This is a genomic window from Ruicaihuangia caeni (assembly GCF_040536845.1).
Taxonomy (GTDB): domain Bacteria; phylum Actinomycetota; class Actinomycetes; order Actinomycetales; family Microbacteriaceae; genus Ruicaihuangia; species Ruicaihuangia caeni.
This window is the reverse complement of record NZ_CP159582.1, coordinates 1,591,864-1,611,366: the sequence shown is the minus strand read 5'-3', so window position 1 is coordinate 1,611,366 and position 19,503 is coordinate 1,591,864. Positions and strand designations below refer to the sequence as shown.

General features: G+C 66.2%; 20 protein-coding genes. 4 read left to right on the top strand and 16 right to left on the bottom strand.

Features of this window, described 5'->3' with window-relative positions:
• Window positions 1-19: 19 nt before the first annotated feature.
• The 5 genes from ABV606_RS07505 to ABV606_RS07485 all read right to left on the bottom strand — a co-directional run bounded on the left by ABV606_RS07505 (window position 20) and on the right by ABV606_RS07485 (window position 7,341).
• A complete protein-coding gene (locus ABV606_RS07505) occupies window positions 20-1,333 on the bottom strand; it encodes an FAD-dependent oxidoreductase (RefSeq protein ID WP_353987255.1) in 1,314 nt (437 codons plus the stop codon).
• Window positions 1,330-2,148 carry a methyltransferase domain-containing protein gene (locus ABV606_RS07500; RefSeq protein ID WP_435415542.1) on the bottom strand — a complete coding sequence of 273 codons (819 nt, stop codon included), beginning with the start codon at window positions 2,146-2,148 and terminating at the stop codon, window positions 1,330-1,332. The genes ABV606_RS07505 and ABV606_RS07500 overlap by 4 nt, the downstream gene beginning before the upstream one ends.
• A gap of 89 nt (window positions 2,149-2,237) precedes the next feature.
• Window positions 2,238-3,560, bottom strand: coding sequence for a type III polyketide synthase (locus ABV606_RS07495; protein ID WP_353987253.1), 1,323 nt, complete (start codon window positions 3,558-3,560; stop codon window positions 2,238-2,240).
• An 84-nt stretch (window positions 3,561-3,644) separates the two neighbouring features.
• Window positions 3,645-5,087, bottom strand: a complete 1,443-nt coding sequence (locus ABV606_RS07490) for a glyceraldehyde-3-phosphate dehydrogenase (RefSeq protein ID WP_353987252.1) — start codon at window positions 5,085-5,087, stop codon at window positions 3,645-3,647.
• A 229-nt stretch (window positions 5,088-5,316) separates the two neighbouring features.
• Entirely contained in the window at window positions 5,317-7,341 is a 2,025-nt protein-coding gene (locus tag ABV606_RS07485) for a heavy metal translocating P-type ATPase (RefSeq protein ID WP_435414824.1), read from the bottom strand.
• Between ABV606_RS07485 and ABV606_RS12140 the strand changes: the two genes are divergently transcribed.
• The gene (locus ABV606_RS12140) at window positions 7,333-7,794 is read left to right on the top strand and encodes a hypothetical protein (protein WP_435414822.1); all 462 of its coding nucleotides are present in this window, start codon (window positions 7,333-7,335) and stop codon (window positions 7,792-7,794) included. The two genes, ABV606_RS07485 and ABV606_RS12140, sit on opposite strands and share 9 nt — an antisense overlap.
• A gap of 37 nt (window positions 7,795-7,831) precedes the next feature.
• Here the strand turns inward: ABV606_RS12140 and ABV606_RS07480 are convergent, their stop codons facing one another.
• Together ABV606_RS07480 and ABV606_RS07475 are read right to left on the bottom strand one after the other, a co-directional pair.
• Window positions 7,832-8,404 (bottom strand): Dps family protein, encoded by a 573-nt coding sequence (locus ABV606_RS07480; RefSeq protein WP_353987251.1) that lies wholly within the window; start codon window positions 8,402-8,404, stop codon window positions 7,832-7,834.
• Window positions 8,401-9,447 (bottom strand): sigma-70 family RNA polymerase sigma factor, encoded by a 1,047-nt coding sequence (locus ABV606_RS07475; RefSeq protein WP_353987250.1) that lies wholly within the window; start codon window positions 9,445-9,447, stop codon window positions 8,401-8,403. Before ABV606_RS07475 ends, ABV606_RS07480 begins: the two co-directional genes overlap by 4 nt.
• Window positions 9,448-9,657: 210 nt before the next feature.
• Between ABV606_RS07475 and ABV606_RS07470 the strand changes: the two genes are divergently transcribed.
• Window positions 9,658-10,269: a TetR/AcrR family transcriptional regulator gene (locus ABV606_RS07470; RefSeq protein ID WP_281488294.1), complete on the top strand. Its 612-nt coding sequence runs from the start codon at window positions 9,658-9,660 to the stop codon at window positions 10,267-10,269.
• A 63-nt stretch (window positions 10,270-10,332) separates the two neighbouring features.
• Here the strand turns inward: ABV606_RS07470 and ABV606_RS07465 are convergent, their stop codons facing one another.
• Complete coding sequence (locus tag ABV606_RS07465; protein ID WP_281488293.1) at window positions 10,333-11,349, bottom strand: DNA topoisomerase IB; 1,017 nt, start codon at window positions 11,347-11,349, stop codon at window positions 10,333-10,335.
• A 166-nt stretch (window positions 11,350-11,515) separates the two neighbouring features.
• On the opposite strand from ABV606_RS07465, the gene ABV606_RS07460 reads away from it, so the two are divergent.
• Window positions 11,516-11,689 (top strand): CsbD family protein, encoded by a 174-nt coding sequence (locus ABV606_RS07460; protein ID WP_281488292.1) that lies wholly within the window; start codon window positions 11,516-11,518, stop codon window positions 11,687-11,689.
• 65 nt (window positions 11,690-11,754) lie between these two features.
• Window positions 11,755-11,916: a hypothetical protein gene (locus ABV606_RS07455; RefSeq protein ID WP_281488291.1), complete on the top strand. Its 162-nt coding sequence runs from the start codon at window positions 11,755-11,757 to the stop codon at window positions 11,914-11,916.
• A gap of 84 nt (window positions 11,917-12,000) precedes the next feature.
• On the opposite strand, the gene ABV606_RS07450 is transcribed toward ABV606_RS07455, so the two are convergent.
• From ABV606_RS07450 to ABV606_RS07415, 8 genes are all read right to left on the bottom strand, one after another.
• Window positions 12,001-13,185 carry a saccharopine dehydrogenase family protein gene (locus tag ABV606_RS07450; RefSeq protein ID WP_353987249.1) on the bottom strand — a complete coding sequence of 395 codons (1,185 nt, stop codon included), beginning with the start codon at window positions 13,183-13,185 and terminating at the stop codon, window positions 12,001-12,003.
• 39 nt (window positions 13,186-13,224) lie between these two features.
• Window positions 13,225-14,232 carry a 2-hydroxyacid dehydrogenase gene (locus ABV606_RS07445; protein WP_353987248.1) on the bottom strand — a complete coding sequence of 336 codons (1,008 nt, stop codon included), beginning with the start codon at window positions 14,230-14,232 and terminating at the stop codon, window positions 13,225-13,227.
• The gene (locus ABV606_RS07440) at window positions 14,229-14,720 is read right to left on the bottom strand and encodes a nuclear transport factor 2 family protein (protein ID WP_353987247.1); all 492 of its coding nucleotides are present in this window, start codon (window positions 14,718-14,720) and stop codon (window positions 14,229-14,231) included. Before ABV606_RS07440 ends, ABV606_RS07445 begins: the two co-directional genes overlap by 4 nt.
• Window positions 14,721-14,776: 56 nt before the next feature.
• Window positions 14,777-16,057 (bottom strand): TRAP transporter large permease, encoded by a 1,281-nt coding sequence (locus tag ABV606_RS07435; RefSeq protein ID WP_353987246.1) that lies wholly within the window; start codon window positions 16,055-16,057, stop codon window positions 14,777-14,779.
• Window positions 16,054-16,632, bottom strand: coding sequence for a TRAP transporter small permease (locus tag ABV606_RS07430; RefSeq protein ID WP_281488286.1), 579 nt, complete (start codon window positions 16,630-16,632; stop codon window positions 16,054-16,056). The genes ABV606_RS07435 and ABV606_RS07430 overlap by 4 nt, the downstream gene beginning before the upstream one ends.
• A 75-nt stretch (window positions 16,633-16,707) precedes the next feature.
• Window positions 16,708-17,739, bottom strand: a complete 1,032-nt coding sequence (gene dctP, locus ABV606_RS07425; protein WP_353987245.1) for a TRAP transporter substrate-binding protein DctP — start codon at window positions 17,737-17,739, stop codon at window positions 16,708-16,710.
• Window positions 17,740-17,831: 92 nt separating this feature from the next.
• Entirely contained in the window at window positions 17,832-18,581 is a 750-nt protein-coding gene (locus ABV606_RS07420) for a GntR family transcriptional regulator (protein ID WP_281488284.1), read from the bottom strand.
• A complete protein-coding gene (locus ABV606_RS07415; protein ID WP_353987244.1) occupies window positions 18,578-19,492 on the bottom strand; it encodes a PfkB family carbohydrate kinase in 915 nt (304 codons plus the stop codon). Before ABV606_RS07415 ends, ABV606_RS07420 begins: the two co-directional genes overlap by 4 nt.
• Window positions 19,493-19,503: the final 11 nt, after the last annotated feature.

Below are 19,503 nucleotides of genomic sequence, written 5' to 3'. Positions count from 1 at the left end.
TACCTGGCGGCTCCGGGCGCTAGTCGCGGGCGAGCCAGCGGAGCGTGAAGACGCGGGCGAGCAGCCGATCGAGAGGAGGCAGGGCCAGCATCCGGATCGCGGCAGACCGCAGCGCGTGCATGAACGGGCCGGCGGCGCGGCCCATCGCCATGTTGAACTCGGCCTGCACCGCGGCTCGAAGTGCGTGACGGCGCTCGCGAGCCGCCCATGTCGCCAGGGTCGCGTCATCGTCGTCGGAGTGATCGTTCGAAGTCCTGGGCCCGCTGTGGCCGCTTCGGAGCGCGTGTGCGATCACCCGTGAGAGACGCTCGGCGCCGACGAGTCCGAGCGCCATGCCCTGCCCACCGATCGGGCTCAACTCGTGTGCGGCATCGCCCGCGAGCACGACGCGGCCCTTCACCATCGGCTCGGCGAGATGCTGCCGAGCGATGAAGGTGCTCGCCTCGGTGGGAGCGATCACGGCTCCCGTGCGCCTGCGGATCGCGAGCGCGAGCGCGGATGCCGCCCCCTGCCCGCTCGGCAGCCAAGCGGGCCGCGACCGATGCGGCGGCACCAGGCGCGCCACCCAACGCCTGCCGCCCGGCAGCGCGAACGACTCGGCGACGCCCTCGCGGTCGAACCACAGTACGGCCGACTCGAGCGGGGGCCCTGCTGCGCCGTGGGACTCCCCATCGAGACCGGCGCCGGAAGACCCGTCGCCCAGGGTCGAAGAGCGTCCGACGGACGATTCCGGCGACTCCACATCGGCCATGACGTACGCCGCAGTGCCGCGCAGTCGCCGCCATTCAGCGCCGATTGCGCGTCGCACCGCGCTCCGAACCCCGTCGGCACCGATCACATATCGCGCCGTGAGTCGGTGCTCGGTCTCGGCATTCGAAGATCGGGCGTCCCTCCAGACGACCGCGACGGCGCCGTTGAGCTGCTCGAGTCGCGTCACCTCGGCGCCCTCGCGCAAGATGTCGGCGCCCAACGCGGCGAGCCGGTCGCGCAGCATGCGCTCGAGCTCCTGCTGAGGCAGCGAGAGCACTGCCTCCTCGAACCGCAACGAGCCGAGCACCCGATCGCGATCACGCGCGGATCCGCCTTCGATCGGGCGGCCCGCGCTGCGCGCCCGGTCGAGCACGCCTGCCTGTCGGAGCACGTGCAGCGCCGGCGGGTGCATTCCGATCGCGCGGGGTCGGTCCCAGATGCCGACCCGTCGTTCGAGCACCACCACATCGAGCCCCCGCTGGGCGAGCAGCACGGCGGCGAGCACACCGACCGGTCCGCCACCGACGACGGCGACGTCATGCTCAGGATGCGTCAGCGCGGCGTTCGCCGCGGCATCCGTCATCGTTCCCTCCCGACGACGGCGTTCGCGGTGGCGGCCTGATCAGTCTGGTCAGTCATGGCCTGCTGCGCGCTCGCTTGCTCTGCGCTTGCCTGTGCGGCGCCCACCCGCGCTCCGTCGGGTTCCGCGTCCGGGTGGCCGCCGCTGACCTCGCGCATCAGGAGCAGGCGCCCGGGTACTGCCCGGCGGAGCCGCCATCCGGGGCCTGCGACGCGCGCGAGTTCGGGCAGCGTGAAGCTCTTCCGAATCGAGGTGAGTCCGTCGTCGCGGATGAACGAGCCGGCGAACCATGGCCAGGTCAGCGCACCGAACGCGCGGTAGGCCCAGGCGCTGCGCTCGATATCGGAGTGCAGCACGAGTCGGCGTGCGAGGGCGAGCGTCTCGTCGAGGAACTCGCGCGGCGCATCGAGGTGGTGCAGCACATGGTTCGAGATGACGATGTCGAACCGCTCACCCGCGTCGAGAAGCTCCCGCGTGCTCGCCTGACGGAACGTCAGCCCCGTCGGTGTCGGGCGCGCACGGGCGAAGTCGAGGGCGCGCGGGTCTGGGTCGACCGCGGTGATGGCGACCGGCATCCCGTCTGCCCGTGCGAGCCTGCTGATGAGGCGCGCAATGTCGCCACCGCCGCTGCCGACGTCGAGCACCGTGATCTCGCGCGCGGGATCCAGGCGCGGCCGAAGGTACCGCCTCCAGTTGGAGCGCCAGCCCGACACGATCGGGTTGACGATGCGGAAGCCGAGGTAGGTGCGTCGCAGCACCTCTCGGTCGCACTCTGGGTCGTCCATGTGTTCGCGAAGCTCCGGATGCCGGTGCGCCAGTTTCTCGGAGCGGATCGGCGCGAATCTGCGCGTCCGCGCCGAGGTCTGTGCCCGGTCCCGCCCGCCGGAACCGCTCGATGAGGCGACCATCAGCGCACCGTCATGAGACCGGACTCGACCGTGAGCCCGGGACCGAACGCCATCGCGAGGACCGTGTCGCCGGGGGCCGCCCGATCGAGCAGCGCGTCGAGCACGAAGAGCACCGTCGCGCTCGACATGTTCCCGAAGTCACGGAGCACATCTCGAGACGGTCCCACCTGCTCGTCACTGAGCTCGAAGCGTTGCTGGATGCGGTCGACGATGCTGCGCCCGCCGGGGTGCACCGCCCACCACTGCACATCGGAACGCGCGCCGGAGCGCACGGCGTCGGGCACGTCGTCGGTTGCAACCGCAGCCGTCGCAGTGGCAGTGGCAGTGGCAGTGGCAGTGGCCGTCTCGGCTGCGGGTTCCGGGGCCGACTGAACTACGGGCGGTCCGGCGCTGTCGTCGAGCAGGCCGCTCGCGTCATCGGGCACCGGCGCGGTGAGATCGAGCAGTGAATCGGATGTCGCGCCCGCCGTGACCGCGCTGAAGGGATGCTCGAGCAGCGGCGCGAGGGCAGCGTCGATGTGCTCGCCGATGATGTGGGGCACGTAGCTGCTCAAGACCATCTCGAAGCCCTCGTCGCCGATGGTCCAGCTCATGGCCTCTTCCCCGACCGGCGTGACGCGGGTCTCGAAGCGGTCGAGCGTGAGACTCACCTGGTCGCCGACGTCGTCGCGCGCCGTCACGAGCGCGGCGGCAGCTCCGTCAGCGAACAGCGACGCAGCGATGATCTGGTCGGGATCGTTCGACGACCTCACGTGCAGCGTGCAGAGCTCGACGCTCACGACCAGCACGACTGCTTGTGGATCGGCGTCGCACAACTGGGCGGCGAGCCGTAGGGCCGGCATCGAGGCGTAGCAGCCCATGAAGCCGAGGTTGTAGCGCTGCACGTCGGGGCGCAGTCCGAGATCCCTCGCGATCAGGAAATCGGGGCCGGGTGCGAAGAAGCCGGTGCACGACACCGTGATGATGTGTGTGACATCGCCGGGCAGGATGCCGCCGCATCCGTCGATCGCCGCTTTTGCCGTCGCGACGAACAGTTCCCCTGCGGCGCGTGTGTACAGCTCGTTGCGCTCTCGCGTGCCCGGCATGTGCAGCAACCGCTGGTCACGGTCGAAGAAGCGCGGGTCGTCCGCCTGCCGGTCGAGCGTGAGCTCGTCGATCACGGTGTGCCGCCGCTCGATGCCCGATTGGTCGAAGGACGTCGTGATGAGACGTTGCGCGAGCCGGTTCAAGCCGGGCTGCGCGAGGAACACGTCGCGCACCTGCTCCTGCACGAGCACGGTTTCGGGGACGGCGGTCTCGAGCGAGACGATTCGGGCGACCATGCCCCATGCTAGACACCACAGCACGGAGCCCGGTAGCCCTTGCGGGCGTTCGAATTCCGTGCTGCCGGCGCCGAGCGAGAGGCGCTAGGCCTCGCGCGGCGGAAAGACCCGCGGGTGCGCGTTCGCCATGTGCTCGACCACGCGGATCACCTGGTTGCTGTAGCCGAACTCGTTGTCGTACCAGACGTAGAGCACGAGGTTCTTGCCGTTGCTGATGGTCGCGAGACCGTCGACCACCCCGGCGCGGCGCGATCCGACGAAGTCGGTCGAGACGACCTCGGGCGATTCGATGTAGTCGATCTGCTGGCGCAGGTTCGAGTTGAGCGAGAGGCCGCGCAGGTACTGGTTGACCTCGTCCTTGGTGGTCTCGGTCTCGAGCGTGAGGTTGAGGATGGCCATCGACACGTCGGGGGTGGGCACGCGGATGGCGTTGCCGGTCAGCTTGCCAGCGAGCTCCGGCAGTGCCTTGGCGACGGCCTTGGCGGCACCGGTCTCGGTGATCACCATGTTGAGCGCGGCGGACCGTCCACGACGGTCGCCCTTGTGGAAGTTGTCAATCAGGTTCTGGTCGTTGGTGTACGAGTGCACCGTCTCGACGTGGCCGTGCACGACGCCGAACTTGTCGTTGAGGGCCTTGAGCACGGGCGTGATGGCGTTCGTGGTGCACGATGCGGCAGACACGATGGTGTCGGCATCCGTGATGCTCTCGTGGTTGATGCCGTGCACGATGTTCTTCATGTCGCCCTTGCCGGGCGCCGTGAGGAGCACTCGTGCGACGCCCTTCGCCCGCAGGTGCTGGCCGAGGCCGTCGAAGTCGCGCCAGCGGCCGGTGTTGTCGACGACGATCGCGTTGTCGATGCCGTATGCGGTGTAGTCGACAGTGGCCGGATCGTTCGAGTAGATCACCCGGATCAGGGTGCCGTTCGCGAGGATAGTGCTGTTCTCCTCGTCGACCGAGATCGTGCCGTCGAAGGGTCCGTGCACCGAGTCGCGCCGCAGCAGGCTCGCTCGCTTGACGATGTCGTTGTCGCTGCCCTTGCGCACCACGATCGCCCGCAGGCGAAGGCCCGCGTTCGGGCTCTCGTGGTCGACGAGCAGCCGGGCGAGCAGTCGCCCGATGCGGCCGAAGCCGTAGAGCACGACGTCGGTGGGCTCGATGCTCGCCGATGCGCCGATCACCGGGGCGAGCTCTTCGCGCAGGAAGGCGTCAAGGTCTGGTCGGCCGGCCGCCTGGTGGCGCAGCACGAGCTTGGCGATGTCGATAGAAGCGGCGCCCACGTCCAGGCCGGCAAGCGCCTGCAGCAGAGCGAGCGTATCGGTCGTCGCCAACTCCTCGCCGGAGTGCTGACGCGCGTAGCGGTGAGCCTTGACGATGCCGAGTGCTGACTTGTGGACGAGCCGGCGCCCATGGATCGAAGTCACCACGCCATGGTTGCGATGGAGGGCACCGATCAGCGGAATCATCTGTTCGGCTGCGGCCTCGCGATCCATCCAGTTCTCGAGCGCGGTTTCTGGCGACTTGGGCATGCTTTCCTTCCGAACAGCGGGATCCCTTCCATCCTGTCAAGACGGATGCCGTCGCGCCGCCGTTGCGCCGGGGAAAGGTGACTGGAATCCCGGCACGACGAAACTTTTCCCAATCTTTTCTCGGCGCGTGTGGTTGGAGACCGCGCCAGGCGGAGGAGCGATTGCGACGCCAGCCCGGCTAGCACAGGCGGCGCACAGCACTACCGCCTTGCCTCGCGCAAGCAGCGGGTCAGGCCGGAAGCGCCGCGGTCTCCCGGTTCGCCAACGGCGCTACGGTCGCGGGTCGCAGGTCGAGGCGCCGCAGCAGTTGCGCGTTCAGCGCGACGACGATCGTCGAGGCCGACATGAGCAGTGCACCCACTTCCATCGGCAGCGTGAACCCGATCGGGGCGAGGACACCCGCCGCAAGCGGCACCGCCGCGACGTTGTATCCGGCTGCCCACCAGAGGTTCTGCCGCATCTTGCGGTACGAGGCGACTGACAGATCGCGCACAGACAGCACCGCCCGCGGATCGGATCCGGCCAGGATCACGCCAGCGGATGCGATCGCGACATCTGTTCCTGCGCCGATCGCCACGCCGACGTCGGCCTGCGCCAGGGCCGGCGCGTCGTTCACCCCGTCGCCGACCATCGCGACCACGTGCCCCTCGCGCTGCAACTCGGCCACCTTGTCGGCCTTGTGCTCGGGGCGCACGCCTGCGTAGACCCGGTCGATGCCGAGTTCGGCCGCCACGCGATGGGCTGCAGGCTCCGCATCGCCCGTGATCATGACCACCTGGATGCCGGCCTCGTGCAGCGCCGCGATGGCAGCACTCGATTCTTCGCGCACCGCATCGGCGAGCGCCAGGGCCCCGATCAGGCGCCCGTCGCGCGTGACATGCAGCACGGTCACGCCCTCGGTCGCCCAGTCCGAAGTGCCTGCGAGTGGGGCGAGCCTGGCCTGGCGCAGCAGGTGCGGCCCGCCGACCTCGATGACGCTGCCGTCTACGCGAGCCCGCACACCGACAGCGGCGGATGCCTCGAACTCGGTGGCGGTGCTGAGGCTGATTCCGCGTCGCTCCGCCTCGCGCACGATGGCCCGCGCCAGCGGGTGCTCGCTGTCATGCTCCGCAGCTGCGGCGAGCGCAAGCAATTGCGACTCGTCGGCTTCAGCGCCGGAGTCGACGAGCACCCGGGTGACTTCGGGCTCACCGAGGGTGAGCGTGCCGGTCTTGTCGAACAGCACCGCCGTGACCGACCGCATCGTCTCCAGTGCGCGCCGGTCTTTCACGAGCACGCCTGCGCGAGCGGCGCGTTCCGTCGCGATGGAGACGACGAGCGGGATCGCGAGGCCGAGCGCGTGCGGGCACGCGATGACGAGCACGGTGATGGTGCGCACGATCGCGTCGTCGGGCATGCCCAGCATCCACCACACGACCGCCGTGATCACCGCCGCGCTGAGCGCGAACCAGAACAGCAGTGCCGCGGCCCGGTCGGCGAGCGTCTGCGCTCGCGACGACGAGCTCTGCGCCTGGTCGACGAGCCGACGGATGCCGGCGAGCGCCGTATCGTCGCCGACCGCCATGACCTCGACCCTGATCGCCGTGTCGGTCGCGACGCTTCCAGCCACTACGCGGTCGCCCGGGGCGCGTGTGACAGGGGTCGACTCGCCCGTGATCATCGACTCGTCAATGTCTGCGGTTCCTGCGACGATGTCACCGTCCGCAGGAACTCGGCCACCTGGCCGCACGATGACGATGTCCCCCACACGCAACTCGTCCGGGCGCACTTGCTCGATCGCGTCGCCGACCACACGCTCCGCCTGGTCGGGCAGCAGCGCGGCGAGGCTGTCAAGCGCAGAAGCGGTTTGCGCCAGCGATCGCATCTCGAGCCAATGGCCGAGCAGCATGATCACGACCAGCAGCGCGAGCTCCCACCAGAAGTCGAGATGATGGTCGAGGAAGCCGAGGGTGGCGCCCGCGGATGCGAGGAACGCGACGCTGATCGCGAGCGAGATGAGGGTCATCATGCCGGGCTTGCGCGAACGCAGTTCGTCGACGGCGCCCGCAAGGAACGGTCGCCCGCCGATGCCGAAGATGACGGTGCCGAGCGCTGGGGAAACCCACGAGAGCCCGGGTATGGAAGGAATGCTGTAGCCAACGAGGTCGGCGAACATCTGGTTCAGCAGCACGACCGGCACAGCGAGAGCCAGCATGAACCAGAAGAGCCTCCGGTACATGATCGCGTGCGCTGCGCCATGGGCAGCGTGGCCCATCGCGCCGTGATCGCCGTGATCCCCGTGATCGCCGTGCCCAGCATGATCGCCATGCGCGGCATGATCGCCCTGCGGAGCATGATCGCCATGGTCCGGATGATCGACGGCACCGCCGTGATCGGCGTGATCGGCGCGATCCGCGTGATCGCCGCGTCCAGCATGATCGGCGTTATCACCACGCGCTACGGGACGAGCGTGCGTGTGGTGGGCACTGTGCCCGTCATCAGTGCGGTGGTCGTGCTCTCCGCTGGTGACTCGGCGATCGCGAGCCCTCTGCCCATGCTCGCTACCCGCCGGGCGGTGGCCCTGCTCATCGCGATCACGCCCGACGTGCTCATCGTGCCCGACGTTCTCATCGTGCCCCAGGTGCTCATTGTGCGACGCGTGCTCGTGCTCGCCGCCACCTTTCCCGTGCTCAGACATACGACGACCCTATACCCACCCGGGGTATAGGGTCGTCGTCGTTACGGAAGTGTTCAGGAAGACGTCGCTACGAAGCCTTCACTTTCGACTTGCTGGAAGTGGCACTGCCCTTGCGCCCGCCCGACTTGGCGCCTGCCGACTTCTTGCCGGAGGCGGCCTTCTCAGTCGAGGTTTCAGCGTCGGCGGCTGCCTGCGGCATCCGATCCTCCGCGCTCACCATCCAGGCCAGTTGCTCGAATCGTTCGATGATCGCGTGCAGGAGGTCGGCGGATGTCGGGTCTTCTTCCTCGACCGCGTCGTGCACATCGCGCATCGTGCCGACGACGCTCTCCAACCGGTCGGTGATCATCACGACCGCGTCGGTCGTCAGCACCTCTCCGGCAGGAAAGTCGTCGAAGCTTGCAGTGCCGGCCACCGTCGCCGCACTGCCATCGGGCACCGCCTGCAAGGCGCGCATGCGCTCGGCCACCTGGTCGGCGAATCGCCTGGCATCGACGGTCACCTCGTCGAGTTGCAGATGCAGCCCGCGGAAGTTCGGGCCCACGATGCTCCAGTGCGCCTGCTTCGCTTGCAGGCTCAAGGCGATGAGATCGACGAGCACCGCCTGCAGCGACGCGCTCAGGTCTCGCGAAGCCTTCACTTGGCCTCCTTCTCGTCGATGAGCGGCGGCTCGTCTTCGAGCATGTCGGCCAGTTCGGGGCAGCGCAGCTTCGCGAGCGCCCGCTGCTCGATCTGGCGCACACGTTCGCGGGAGATGCCCAGCACTCCGCCGAGCTGCTCCAGGGTCATCGGTTCGCGATTGTCGAGCCCGAAGTGCATGCGCAACACATCAGCGTCGCGCTGCGGAAGCGTCTTGAGCTTCTCCTGCAGCTTCTCGCGACGGATGCCGGCGTGCACGATGTCCACCACGGGCGCCGTGTCGTCATCCATGATGAGGTCGCCGAGTTCCGAGTCGGCCTCATCGCCGACGGGGATGTGGATCGAGACCGGCGTGCGGTCGGCCTCGATGTAGCGCTCGATGTTCTCAGCACTGAACCCGGTCTCATCGGCGAGCTCCTCGGCGGTGGGGGTGCGGCCGGTCTCGATCTCGAAGAGGGCAGCAGCTCGACGCACTGCGGTGATCTTCTCCTCGGTGTGAACCGGAACCCGGATAAGCCGAGCCGAGTCGTAGACGCAGCGGTTCACGGCGTGCTTGATCCACCACGTCGCGTAGGTGGAGAACTTGTACCCCTGTGCGAAGTCGAACTTCTTGACCGCGCGGTCGAGGCCGATGTTGCCCTCCTGAATGAGGTCGATGAGGGGCACGCCGGTGTTGGTGTAGCGCTTCGCGACGCTCACTACCAGACGCAGGTTCGACTGGATGAAGCGCTTGTGCGCCGCTTCGCCCTCATGGATCAACTGGCGAAGCTCTCGCTTCTCCTTCGGCGTGAGCGAGTCGCCCTTCGTCTCGAGGCGCTCACGTGCGAAGAGCCCGACCTCGATGATCTGGGCGAGCTCGGTCTCTTCCTGAGCTGTCAGCAGGGGGTAGGTGCCGATCTTGCTCAAGTAGTCGTGCACCACATCAACCGACGCATCGGCGGGCGTGGCGGACGGGCGCGAAGCCCGGGAAGGAACACGCGATGCGCTGGTCTGCTCGCTGGAGATGACCGTGGTGCGTTCGCGAAGGGCGGTGGTTCGTGACATTTCGTCTTCCCATCTGCTCGCGTGACCACCCCTTCGGGTTGACCGAAAGAGAGTGACCACTGGGTCTACCCCTATTGGAGGGGAGAACGCGCGTTCTGTCAAGCGAATTGTTGGCGAGGCAGTGTCAAGGAGGCCCCGATCAGGGCCATCCTTAGAGAGCCCCCGTTCTACCCGGCCCCCGACGTCCCGGGCTCGCACAAGAGGTAACACTTGTCTGACCAGCAGAAATTTCGCCCGAAGCCAGGTGCTCGCGACCGCATCCTCGATGCCGCCTACGAGCTCTTCTCACGCAGAGGAGTTCGCGAAGTCAGTGTCGATGAGATCATCCGCCGATCAGGCGTAGCGATCGCAACCTTCTACCGTCACTTCTCGTCGAAGAATGAATTGGTCGAAGCGTTTCTCACTCGGCGAGAGCAACTGTGGACCTCCGAGTCGATCATCGAGAGCGCCAAGCAGCTGGGCAGCACTCCGCGCGAGCGTCTGCTCGCGATCTTCGACGTGTTCGCCGACTGGTTCGAACGCGACGACTTCGAGGGCGACTCGTTCGTGAACGTGCTCATCGAGATGGGGCCGCAGCATCCGCTCGGCCAGACCGCGATCACCCACCTCAGCCACGTGCGCGCCGGGGTCGAGCAGATGGCCAGAGAGGCCGGACTCAAGGATGCCGCAGACTTCGCCAGCTCGTTCCAGTTGCTGATGAAGGGGGCGATCATCACCTCGACCATGGGCGACATCGAAGCCGCCTACCGCGCGAAGCGTTTCGCCGCTTGGCTCATCGAGCAGCACACCCCCGACCCGGCGGAGTCATCGGGTTCGGAATGATCGACCGGGCGTAGCAGCCCGCCGCTCTCTGCCCACTGCTCATGGAGCGCCGCGTCGCCGCGGCTACTCGGGCTGGCGAGGGTCGCCGAGCATTGCCCGCAACGCCGATTCCACCGTCATACCGGGCGAGAGCTGAATCGTCTCGCCCTGCATGAATCGGTCGACGACGCGCGGGTCGACGTAGCTCGATCGCGCGACGGCGGGGGTGTTCCCGAGTGCTTCGGCGCACGCTCGCATGGCTTCGCTCACCGCCTTGGTGCGTTCACGCACGGTGCTGCCGGCGGAAGAGCGCGCGAGCGATTCGGCAGCGATCGCCGTGCCGCGCAGTGTTCTGAAGTCCTTCGCCGTGAACTCGCCGCCGGTGCGCTCTTTGATGTACGCGTTGATGTCGGCTGGCGTGATCGGGTGCAGGGTGCTCGCATCGGCTGGAGCGCCCTCATCCACCGACGGCCTCGGCCACACGAGCAGCGGTGCGTTCGCGGGCCGACCCTCGAGCAACTCGCCAACGACGTGCGCCAGATCGGCATCCCGGATGCTGGTGTTCCACGGCTGCCGGCTCTTTCCAGGGAACCGCAGCTCCACGACGTCGCCGTCGACTCGTGCGTGCTCGCACCGCAGCGTCGCGAGACCGCGGCTGCCGTGCGCGAGGGCATACCGCGCATGGCCCACGCGCAGTGAGCCGAGATCGATGATGCGGAAGGCGGCTGCCAGCGTGCGCTCTCGGCTCGGTTCGGGGTCGCGCAGCGCCCTGGTCACGAACGCTCGGGCCGTCGGCAGCGACGCCGCGAGCGCGAGCGCGCGCTCGAACTTGAGCCTGTCCTTCTGCTCGCGCCACACCGGGTGGTAGAGATACTGCCGTCTCCCGGCGTCGTCGACGCCCGTCGCCTGAATATGCCCGTTCTCGTGCTCGCAGATCCAGACATCCGTCCACGCCGGAGGAATCACCAGGGCGTCGAAACGCTGCCGGAGCACCGGATCGCGGACAGTCTGGCCATCCGCGTCGCGGTAGCTGAAACCCGCTCCGGCTCGAACCCTGGCGTAGCCCTTTCGACCGGGGACGCTGCGGCGGAGGCGGGGCATAGGTGCACGATAACCCTGCTCGAGTCGACCGGGGCAGGGGTGCAAGAACATGAACGCGACGCCTGGACCGACTCTTGCCGCTCCCCTGGTCGGGGGGTACCGTCTGGCGCAGAAAGGTCGTCCGGCAGACACTTGCCGGGCGAGAAAGGGAAGGGAGGCACCGACGATGAGCGGAGCCGACAAGTTCGAGAACAAGGCCGAAGAGCTCAAGGGCAAGGGCAAGGAAGCGGTCGGTGACATGACCGACGACGAGAAGCTCCAGGCCGAGGGCAAGCTCGACCAGACGAAGGCGAACCTGAAGCAGGCCGGCGAGAACGTCAAGGACGCTTTCAAGGACTGAGCCGGTTCACCGGATACCCGCCCGCAACGCCAGTTCGAACAACGAACGACTACGGAAGGAACATCATGAATCTGCTCTTCGTCATCATCGCCATTGTCGCCATCGTGCTGCTGATCACCGGTGGTTTCGTGCAGTCGCTCAACTTCTTGCTCTGGGTCGGGCTCATACTGCTCGTCCTGGCGATCATCGCCTTCCTCATTCGAGCGTTCACCGGGCGCCGCCCGTAACCAGGGTCGCTGGATAGCGCTAGCGCCTCCACGATCAGCGAAGCCCCCCACCCGGGTCTGTGGGGGGCTTCGCGCTGTTCAGACTCAGCGCGAGACGTCGATAGTGCTGGCGCGGCGCTCGGTTGTCTCGATCACCATCCCGCGCAAAGCCAGTTCATCGAAGAACTCCTGGACGGGCACGCTGCTCTCGGGCAGCCATACTCCTGGGTTCGCGATCGCCCCATTGCCGATCATCTCCGCCACGATCGACGGAGGCACGACGGTCTTGAGCATGCCGGCGGGCACGTTCCAACCCTCGTGTGACCCCGTGCACATGTACAACTCGACCTCAACCTTTTCGCCGTGTCGTGCTCCGCGAACGATCACTCGGGTCGCGCTGTACTGCTCTTCCTTCTCAGCCGGTCGAGGGATCCACTTCGTCGCCTCGACCAGCACCTCCGCTGGAGCGACCTCGACACCCCCCACTTCGATCTTCGTCTGCTTCGTCATTCCGATTGAGGCGAGAAAATCCATCTGTCGATGGAAGGCTGCCGGCATAGCGATGCGGAACGACGCGTTCTCCAGGCCTTGTTGCCGGAACGAGCGGTACAGGCTCTCGGGCTCTGGATGAGTCGTGTAGATAGGAAATACCCGACCGATCGGCATCGGAAACTCAACCCACTCGCCTGTGCGTGGCGGTATGAGCACCCGCTCGCAGCCCTCGATCGCGACCGCGCTCGATTCGTACTCGTCGATGATGGCCGCGAGGTTGAACGGCCAGTGGAACGGACTGCTTCGCTCAGTGAGGTCGTTCATGGCCACAGTCATCTCGATGTCGCGCACGATATCGAGCCGTTCCGCGCCGGCGCGCGCCATGACGTTGGTCATGCCCGGCGCACTACCGGCGCCGAGCACGGCGATCAGCCCTGCTTCCGCGAACTCTTCATGCCGGGCGAGTTGGACCTCGGTGTCTGCGTACGCACCCCCGAGGTCGACGTAATGGCAACGCAGACCGAGTGCGATGTCCATCGCATAACGACCGAGAGGCGACGGGCCTGCCATGATCAGGACGTGGGTGCCCGCGAGCGCCTCGACCGACGCTGCAAGGTCGCGCAGATCGATCGCCACCGCTGACATACGCGGGTCGCCCCCGAGGTCATCAATCCGTTGCTCGAGAGGGCCCACCGCGACGTCGGCGAGGAGAATCTCGGTCGCCGAACTGAAGTCGAGAAGATCGTGTAGCAAGCCGCGCGCTTGAATGCCGCCGGCCCCGATGAGGGTGTACTTCATCGCTAGTGTCTCTTTTCTTTGTCTCTGGTGGTCGCGTTCTCAGGAGACGAGATTCCGGGGCACGCCGGCGAAGAACGCTTCGATGTTCTCGACGGCGATCTCGAGTACCCGCCGAGTCGCGCCCTTGGTGAGCGACCCGATATGCGGTGTGACGAGCACGTTCGCGTGCTGAAGCAGAGGATCATCAGCCGCAAGAGGTTCCTCATGGAACACATCAAGCGCTGCCGAGGCAATGCGCCCAGAATCGAGGGCATCGAGCAACGCGGCGCGGTCGATGAGTTCGGCGCGCGCGGTGTTCACCAAGGCGCTGCTCGGACGCATGCGTCCGAGCAGGTCGCTCCCGATCATGCCGCGCGTCTGCTCATTGAGACCGAGATGCAACGAGACCACGTCGCTCGTGGCCATCAACTCTTCAAGCGGTACAGCTATCGCGCCGCGGGGCGCATTCGGGGCACCGGGCCGATCTCGGTTCCAGCACTGCACGCGCATGCCGAGCGCGAGCAGGAGTTCAACGAAGCGACGCCCTATGCCGCCGAGCCCGACGACGCCCACAGTGACATCAGCCAGGTCGCGCGACGTTGTTGCGGTCTCCCACTGGCCCTCGCGCACTGCCCGGTCGGTGTGAAGCTGTTTGATCGTCGCGAGGGTCAGCGCGAGCGCGTGCTCTGCGACTGTCTGGTCGGCGTACCCCGGTGTGTTGGTAACCGCGATGCCTCGCTCGCCGGCGACTCCCAGATCGACGAAGTTGGCGGCGCCCGTGCCGGTGAAGGACACGATCTTCAGCTTCGGCGCCGAACGAAGCACTTCGAGCGGAAGATGCCAGCCGAGGAGGATGCCGTCGGCATCCTTGATGCGGTCGGCGAACTCCTCATTCGAGGTGGGCGCCTGAGCGTGGAGTTCGAAGCTACCGAGGCTCTCCAGGCGCTGGCCGAGTTCACCGGCGAGCAACTCGGCTGCCAGCGGGTCTCCGTCGGCAAAGACGATGCGCTGGGCGCCCACCGGGCCGCCATCGCGGCGGCCCGGTGTCGCAGTGTCGGCGAGGGTCACGCCCTGATCCAGTCCTTGCCCATTTCCCACAGCCGTGAGCTCTCGGCGCGCACGGTCTGCAAGTACCACTTGCCGTCGATCTTCGAGAGGGTGTCGTAGTAGCGAGCGAACGCGAGTTCGCTGAGTTCGTTGCCGTTCTCGTCCTTGACTACCTCGTAGATGTGCGCGTACCACTCGGCGGTGGCTTCGGTGCCCGACTCCGAGATCTCGATCCACGGGCGGATCAAGTAGTGAGCACACCACAGATAGTCGCCTCGGATCTCTTCGATGAACTTCTTGATGTTCTCACGGCCGGTGTACTTCCCGTGGCCGGGGCCCTCCCAAGAGCCGTCTTCGGCGAAGAGCTCGGAGAACGCGACCGGATCATGGTCGTTGTCGCACGCCTCCACGTACTTCGCCTTGAGGTTGTTGATCTCGTGGATGTCTTCGAGCCGTGTGATCCGCTCTTCGAGGGACAGTTCGCGCGTGATCGTCTCGGTCGCCGTCATGGTGTCTTCCTTTACTTTGTGAGGTGTTGCGGGGCTGGTCGGTCGTACTTGCCGTCTCACGTGAGCGACGGCAAGAGGGTGGAGAGCGCGGGCACCGCGACCACGATGGCCAGCGCGACGATGAGGCAGAGGTAGAAGGGTCCGAGCTCCCGTACGAGCGCGCCGAGCCGAGATCCCGTGATCGACATGACCGTGAAGAGAATCGTTCCCACCGGCGGGGTGATGCCGCCGATTGCGAGGTTGAGCGCCACGATGATTCCGAAGTGCACAGGGTCCACGCCGATCTCAACGGCGAGCGGGGCGAGTATTGGAGTCGCGAGAATGATCAGTGACGCCGGTTCGATGAGCATGCCGAGCACGAGCAGCATCACGTTGATGATGATCAGCAGCATCCACTTGTCTTCAGTGATCGACAGCATGGCCTCGGCGATGACCTGCGGCACGCGCTCGGCACGGATGACATAGCCGAACGCGCTCGCAGCACCGATGATGAGCAGCACCATGCCGGTCGTCTTCGTGGCTTCACTGAGCAGGGGGCCCAAGTCTCGCACTTTCACGGTGCGATAGATGAGCATGCCGATGACGAGCGTGTACACCACTGCGACGGCCGACAGTTCCGTGGGCGTGAACACACCGATTCGAAGCCCGACCAAAAGCAGCACCGGCATCATGAGCGCCCAGAACGCACGACCGGTGCTCTTGAACACCGCCGACGCGGTTGGAGGCCGCAGCGCCGTTGGTTGATAGCCGCGACGCTTGGCGACGAAGAACACCGTCAGCGACATGCTGATCGCCATCACCGCGGCAGGCAGCAAGCCGCCCATGAAGAGGTCGCCGATAGAGACATTCGCCTGCAGGCCGTAGAGAATCAGCACGATGGAGGGCGGAATGAGCACCGCCAGGAGGCTGGATGCTGCGCTCACGGCGCCCGAGAAATCACGACCGTATCCGTGCTTGACCATCTGCGGAACGAGGACTCGCGAATCCATCGCGGCATCGGCATTCGCGGAGCCGGACATGCCGCCCATGACCACGCTGTTCAACACGTTCACCTGAGCGAGTCCGCCGCGCGTGTGCCCGACCAGCGTATTCGCGAAGCCGACGATGCGCTCAGCTATGCCGCTATGCGACATGATCACCCCGGCGAGGATGAACAGAGGGACCGCCAACAGGGGGAACGATTCGAGCCCGCCGGAGAACTGCTGGATGGCGATGAATGGCTTCACCCCAGGAGCGAGCAGCAGATAGCACAGGGATGTCGCGAGGATCGCGAATGCGACGGGCACGCCGAGCAGCAGCAGAAGCAGCAGCACACCGAAGAGCAAGGCAGTGATCATCGGGAGACCTCCTCCACTCGAGTGGGCACAGGTCGTGTCTTGAACTCGTCCTCGTCAATCACCTGGCGCTGGGCGGGCGCGACGTAGCCGCCCCGTAGGATCCCGCGCACGGCAAGTGAGATGTCGCGCAGGTAGTAGACGAGCATGAGCGCTGCACCAATCGGGATCGCGATGGTGGTGAAGCCGCGAGAGAGACCGAGCATGGCAACGACTCGGCCGCTTGTCTGCTGAAAGAGCTGGAACCCGAACCAAAGGAGAAACGCAACGACCGCGATCACAATCAGCAGACGCACGACGTCGAGCCAAGCGCGGACGGTTCCACTGAAACGCCCGATGAGGGCGTCCACGACAATGTGTCCACGAAGTCGCGCGACTGCGGCTGCGCCGAGCATCACCTGCCAGACCAGCAGCATGGCGACGATCTCGCCTACACCGCGGATCGGGTGGTTCAGGACGTATCGCATGAAGACATCAGCCGCGATCAGCAACGCGGTAGCCAAGAGCAGGAGCGATGGCAGCACGTCTTCTATGAGCGCGACAGACCGGCGCATCCATGGCCTGAGATGATGGGTCATAGTTCCTCGCAACGCTGCGGGTACGAATCTTTGGGGGCCGCGGGCCGGTCGACCATGACCGGCCCGCGACGCGGTCTACTTGCCGTCTCGGATGGCGAGCAGCTCGTCGACCACCGCCGAGTCCCAATCCGGGAACGCGTCGTAGAAGGCCTTCGATGCCTTCCGGTATGCGGCGACGTCGCCCTGGTGGAAGGTCACGCCGGCGGCTTCCATCTCGGTGCGCGCCTCAGCAGCGAGGTCGGTGGCGAGATCCGTCGCCTCCTTGCCACCCTTGAGGAACTCATCGAGCAGCACCTCCTGGTACTCGACGGGCAGGCTCTGGAACAGGTCCTCCGGCATGGCGAAGCCCATGAAGAGATTGAAGTGTCCGGTAAGGGTCACATGCTTCTGCAGTTCGAATAGCCCATAGTCGCGGATGCTGGGGGTGTCGAGTTCGGCGGCATCGACCACGCCTTGTTGCATGGCCGTGTACAGTTCGGACGCGTTCACGGTCACCGGTGTGGCTGCGAGCGCCGTGCCGAACAGCGCCTCCCAGGTGGGCAGCGGCGGGATCCGGATCTTGGTGCCCTCAAGAGCGTCGGGCGTCGTGTACGGCTTGGGGCCCACGATGTTCCTCGGACCGGCGAGCCAGTTGAGCGCGAGGATCCGCAGGTTCGCGCTCTCGGCAAGCTCGTCAGTCCAACCCGTGAAGAGGTCGCTTGAGACGACGCGCTCGACTTCGTCGTAGTCGGAGACCAGGAACGGCGCGCCCAACATGCCGAATTCGTCGACTCCGTAGGTGGAAGCCGTGGCCGCGTCGAGATAGCTGATGACCGCCTGGCCAAGGGACGCCTGCTCAGTCGTCTCGGTGGTATTTCCGAGTTGGCTGGCTGGGAACACTTCGAGAATGATGTTGCCGTCCGTGCGCTCCTTCACGCGCTCGGCGACCTCCAGCACGATCTGGTTCGCGGGGTTCGCGTCGAGCATGGTGTGCGCGACGCTGATGGTGATCGGTTCGAATTCCTCTTCGGCCGGGGCTTCGGGCGTGCCCTGCGCACAGCCGGCGACGAGCAACGCCGACACGGCGACTGCGCCGAGTGCTGCTGCTCGCGTTGGGCGAGTCTTCATGGCATTCATGGGATTCGCTGCTCCTTCTCTCTTGGTGGCCCTCGACTTCGCTGTCGAGGGAGCTGGTGCCGTCGAACCGGTCAGGAGCGCCGTCAGCGGGACGACGGCTCCCGCTTACGGATGACGTTGAACGTGAAACTGTCGGCTCGGTGGTAGTCGAGCGCTAGGAGAATGGGCCGCCCGCTACGCGCGATCACCTTCTGACGCATGACTAGCCATGGCTCGTTCTGCTTGACCCGGAGGGCGCGCGCGGCGTTGGCAGGAAAAGCGTCTGCCTTGATCGCCGCATAAGAGAAGTCGGGAGCGTGGCCGAGCGACTCCATGATGTCGAAGAGAGAGCCGCTCCAGTCGATCTCGTCGAGACTCCCTGGGATAAGGTCTCGCGCGAAGGTGTCTGTCGAGTAGACCAGCAGGGTGTCGTCGCGATACCGCGCGCGCTCCAAGCGCACCACGGCCGCGTCGAGCCCGAGATCGAGATCCGTCGATTCCTGCACTGACGCGGTTGAGACGGTCACGCTCAGCACCCGATTCTCGGGCCGATAACCACGCGTCGCCATGAGGTCCGTCACGCCCTCGAGCGTGGTGAGTGGCCGGTCGATCGGGTTCTGTGCGGTGACGAAGCGACCCTTACCCTGCCGGGAGCGAACCCAACCCTCCTGCTCGAGCAGCCGTAGCGCTTCGCGAACCGTGGGACGGCTCACCCCGAACAGTTCGGTGAACTCGCGCTCGGTTGGTAGTGCATCGCCCGGCCCAAGCTCCATCTGTCGGATCTGGTCGATGATCTTGTCGCGAAGAACGGCCGCGAGCGGTCGCCTGTCCGCCGTATCGATGTTGTCTGTCATGTGGCCACCTTAGAAGCGCTGGCCGTTGAGCCGGTTCGCCACGAAGCGAGTTCTTCTGCGGTGGCGTACGACGGCATGCAGAACTCACGCGTCACTGACCATGCAGAGGCGCGAATGCCCGCAGTCGCGGCATCCAGCAGACAACCGCCGGCGTCGAGGGCCGCGGCGAGCGCTCCGTTGAATGCGTCGCCCGCCCCTGAGGTGTCGCAGGGGTGCACGTCGATACCAGGAAGCACAGTCGTGGTTCCGCGATCGAACACCTCGGCACCGTCCGCGCCGCGAGTCACGATCACGACGTCAACGCCGGTGGCGTCTGCCACCGCCGAGGCTGATGCCTGCCTGGAACCGACGAGCAGATCCGCCTCGTGGGAATTGGGGGTGATGATGTCGCACTTCTCAAGGCTCAGCCCGATGAAGGCATCGGCCGGACTCGGATCGAGGATGACGGTCGGTGCGATGCGCGCACCGACGAGTTCCAGAGCCAGTTCTGCTGTGACCTCCCCTTGCAGAAGTGCGATGTCAGGCTGCAGATCCTTGAGGGCGGCCTCAACCGATCCACGATCGATTCGAGCTCCCGCACCTGCGAAGGTCCCGATCATCTGCGTTCCGTCGGGCGCCAGGTAAATGCTGCTCATGCCGGTGGCGGCTCCATCGACGACACTCGCCCGAGACGTGTCGACGCCATACGCGCTCATCGCTGCGAGCCCCTGCCGCCCGGGCAGGTCGGCGCCGACAGCGCCCACGAAAAACGTCGGGGCGCCAGCCAGCGCGCTCGCGACCGCCTGATTCGCGGCCTTTCCGCCGTGCGATTGCACATAGCGGCGCACTTCGACACTCTCGCCCGGCATGGGGAGGCGGTCGACGAAGAGATAGTGGTCGGGCACATACAACCCGATGGCGACGACGGTCATTTGGTTCGCTC

What these genes read in the sequence shown, in the direction of transcription:
- ABV606_RS07505 (WP_353987255.1), bottom strand. Translation starts at nt 1,333, where the DNA reads ATGACGGATGCCGCGGCGAACGCCGCGCTGACGCATCCTGAGCATGAC.
- ABV606_RS07495 (WP_353987253.1), bottom strand. Translation starts at nt 3,560, where the DNA reads ATGGTCGCCCGAATCGTCTCGCTCGAGACCGCCGTCCCCGAAACCGTG.
- ABV606_RS07490 (WP_353987252.1), bottom strand. Translation starts at nt 5,087, where the DNA reads ATGCCCAAGTCGCCAGAAACCGCGCTCGAGAACTGGATGGATCGCGAG.
- ABV606_RS07485 (WP_435414824.1), bottom strand. Translation starts at nt 7,341, where the DNA reads ATGGGCCACGCTGCCCATGGCGCAGCGCACGCGATCATGTACCGGAGG.
- ABV606_RS07475 (WP_353987250.1), bottom strand. Translation starts at nt 9,447, where the DNA reads ATGTCACGAACCACCGCCCTTCGCGAACGCACCACGGTCATCTCCAGC.
- ABV606_RS07465 (WP_281488293.1), bottom strand. Translation starts at nt 11,349, where the DNA reads ATGCCCCGCCTCCGCCGCAGCGTCCCCGGTCGAAAGGGCTACGCCAGG.
- ABV606_RS07460 (WP_281488292.1), top strand. Translation starts at nt 11,516, where the DNA reads ATGAGCGGAGCCGACAAGTTCGAGAACAAGGCCGAAGAGCTCAAGGGC.
- ABV606_RS07455 (WP_281488291.1), top strand. Translation starts at nt 11,755, where the DNA reads ATGAATCTGCTCTTCGTCATCATCGCCATTGTCGCCATCGTGCTGCTG.
- ABV606_RS07450 (WP_353987249.1), bottom strand. Translation starts at nt 13,185, where the DNA reads ATGAAGTACACCCTCATCGGGGCCGGCGGCATTCAAGCGCGCGGCTTG.
- ABV606_RS07440 (WP_353987247.1), bottom strand. Translation starts at nt 14,720, where the DNA reads ATGACGGCGACCGAGACGATCACGCGCGAACTGTCCCTCGAAGAGCGG.
- ABV606_RS07435 (WP_353987246.1), bottom strand. Translation starts at nt 16,057, where the DNA reads ATGATCACTGCCTTGCTCTTCGGTGTGCTGCTGCTTCTGCTGCTGCTC.
- ABV606_RS07430 (WP_281488286.1), bottom strand. Translation starts at nt 16,632, where the DNA reads ATGACCCATCATCTCAGGCCATGGATGCGCCGGTCTGTCGCGCTCATA.
- dctP (WP_353987245.1), bottom strand. Translation starts at nt 17,739, where the DNA reads ATGAAGACTCGCCCAACGCGAGCAGCAGCACTCGGCGCAGTCGCCGTG.
- ABV606_RS07420 (WP_281488284.1), bottom strand. Translation starts at nt 18,581, where the DNA reads ATGACAGACAACATCGATACGGCGGACAGGCGACCGCTCGCGGCCGTT.
- ABV606_RS07415 (WP_353987244.1), bottom strand. Translation starts at nt 19,492, where the DNA reads ATGACCGTCGTCGCCATCGGGTTGTATGTGCCCGACCACTATCTCTTC.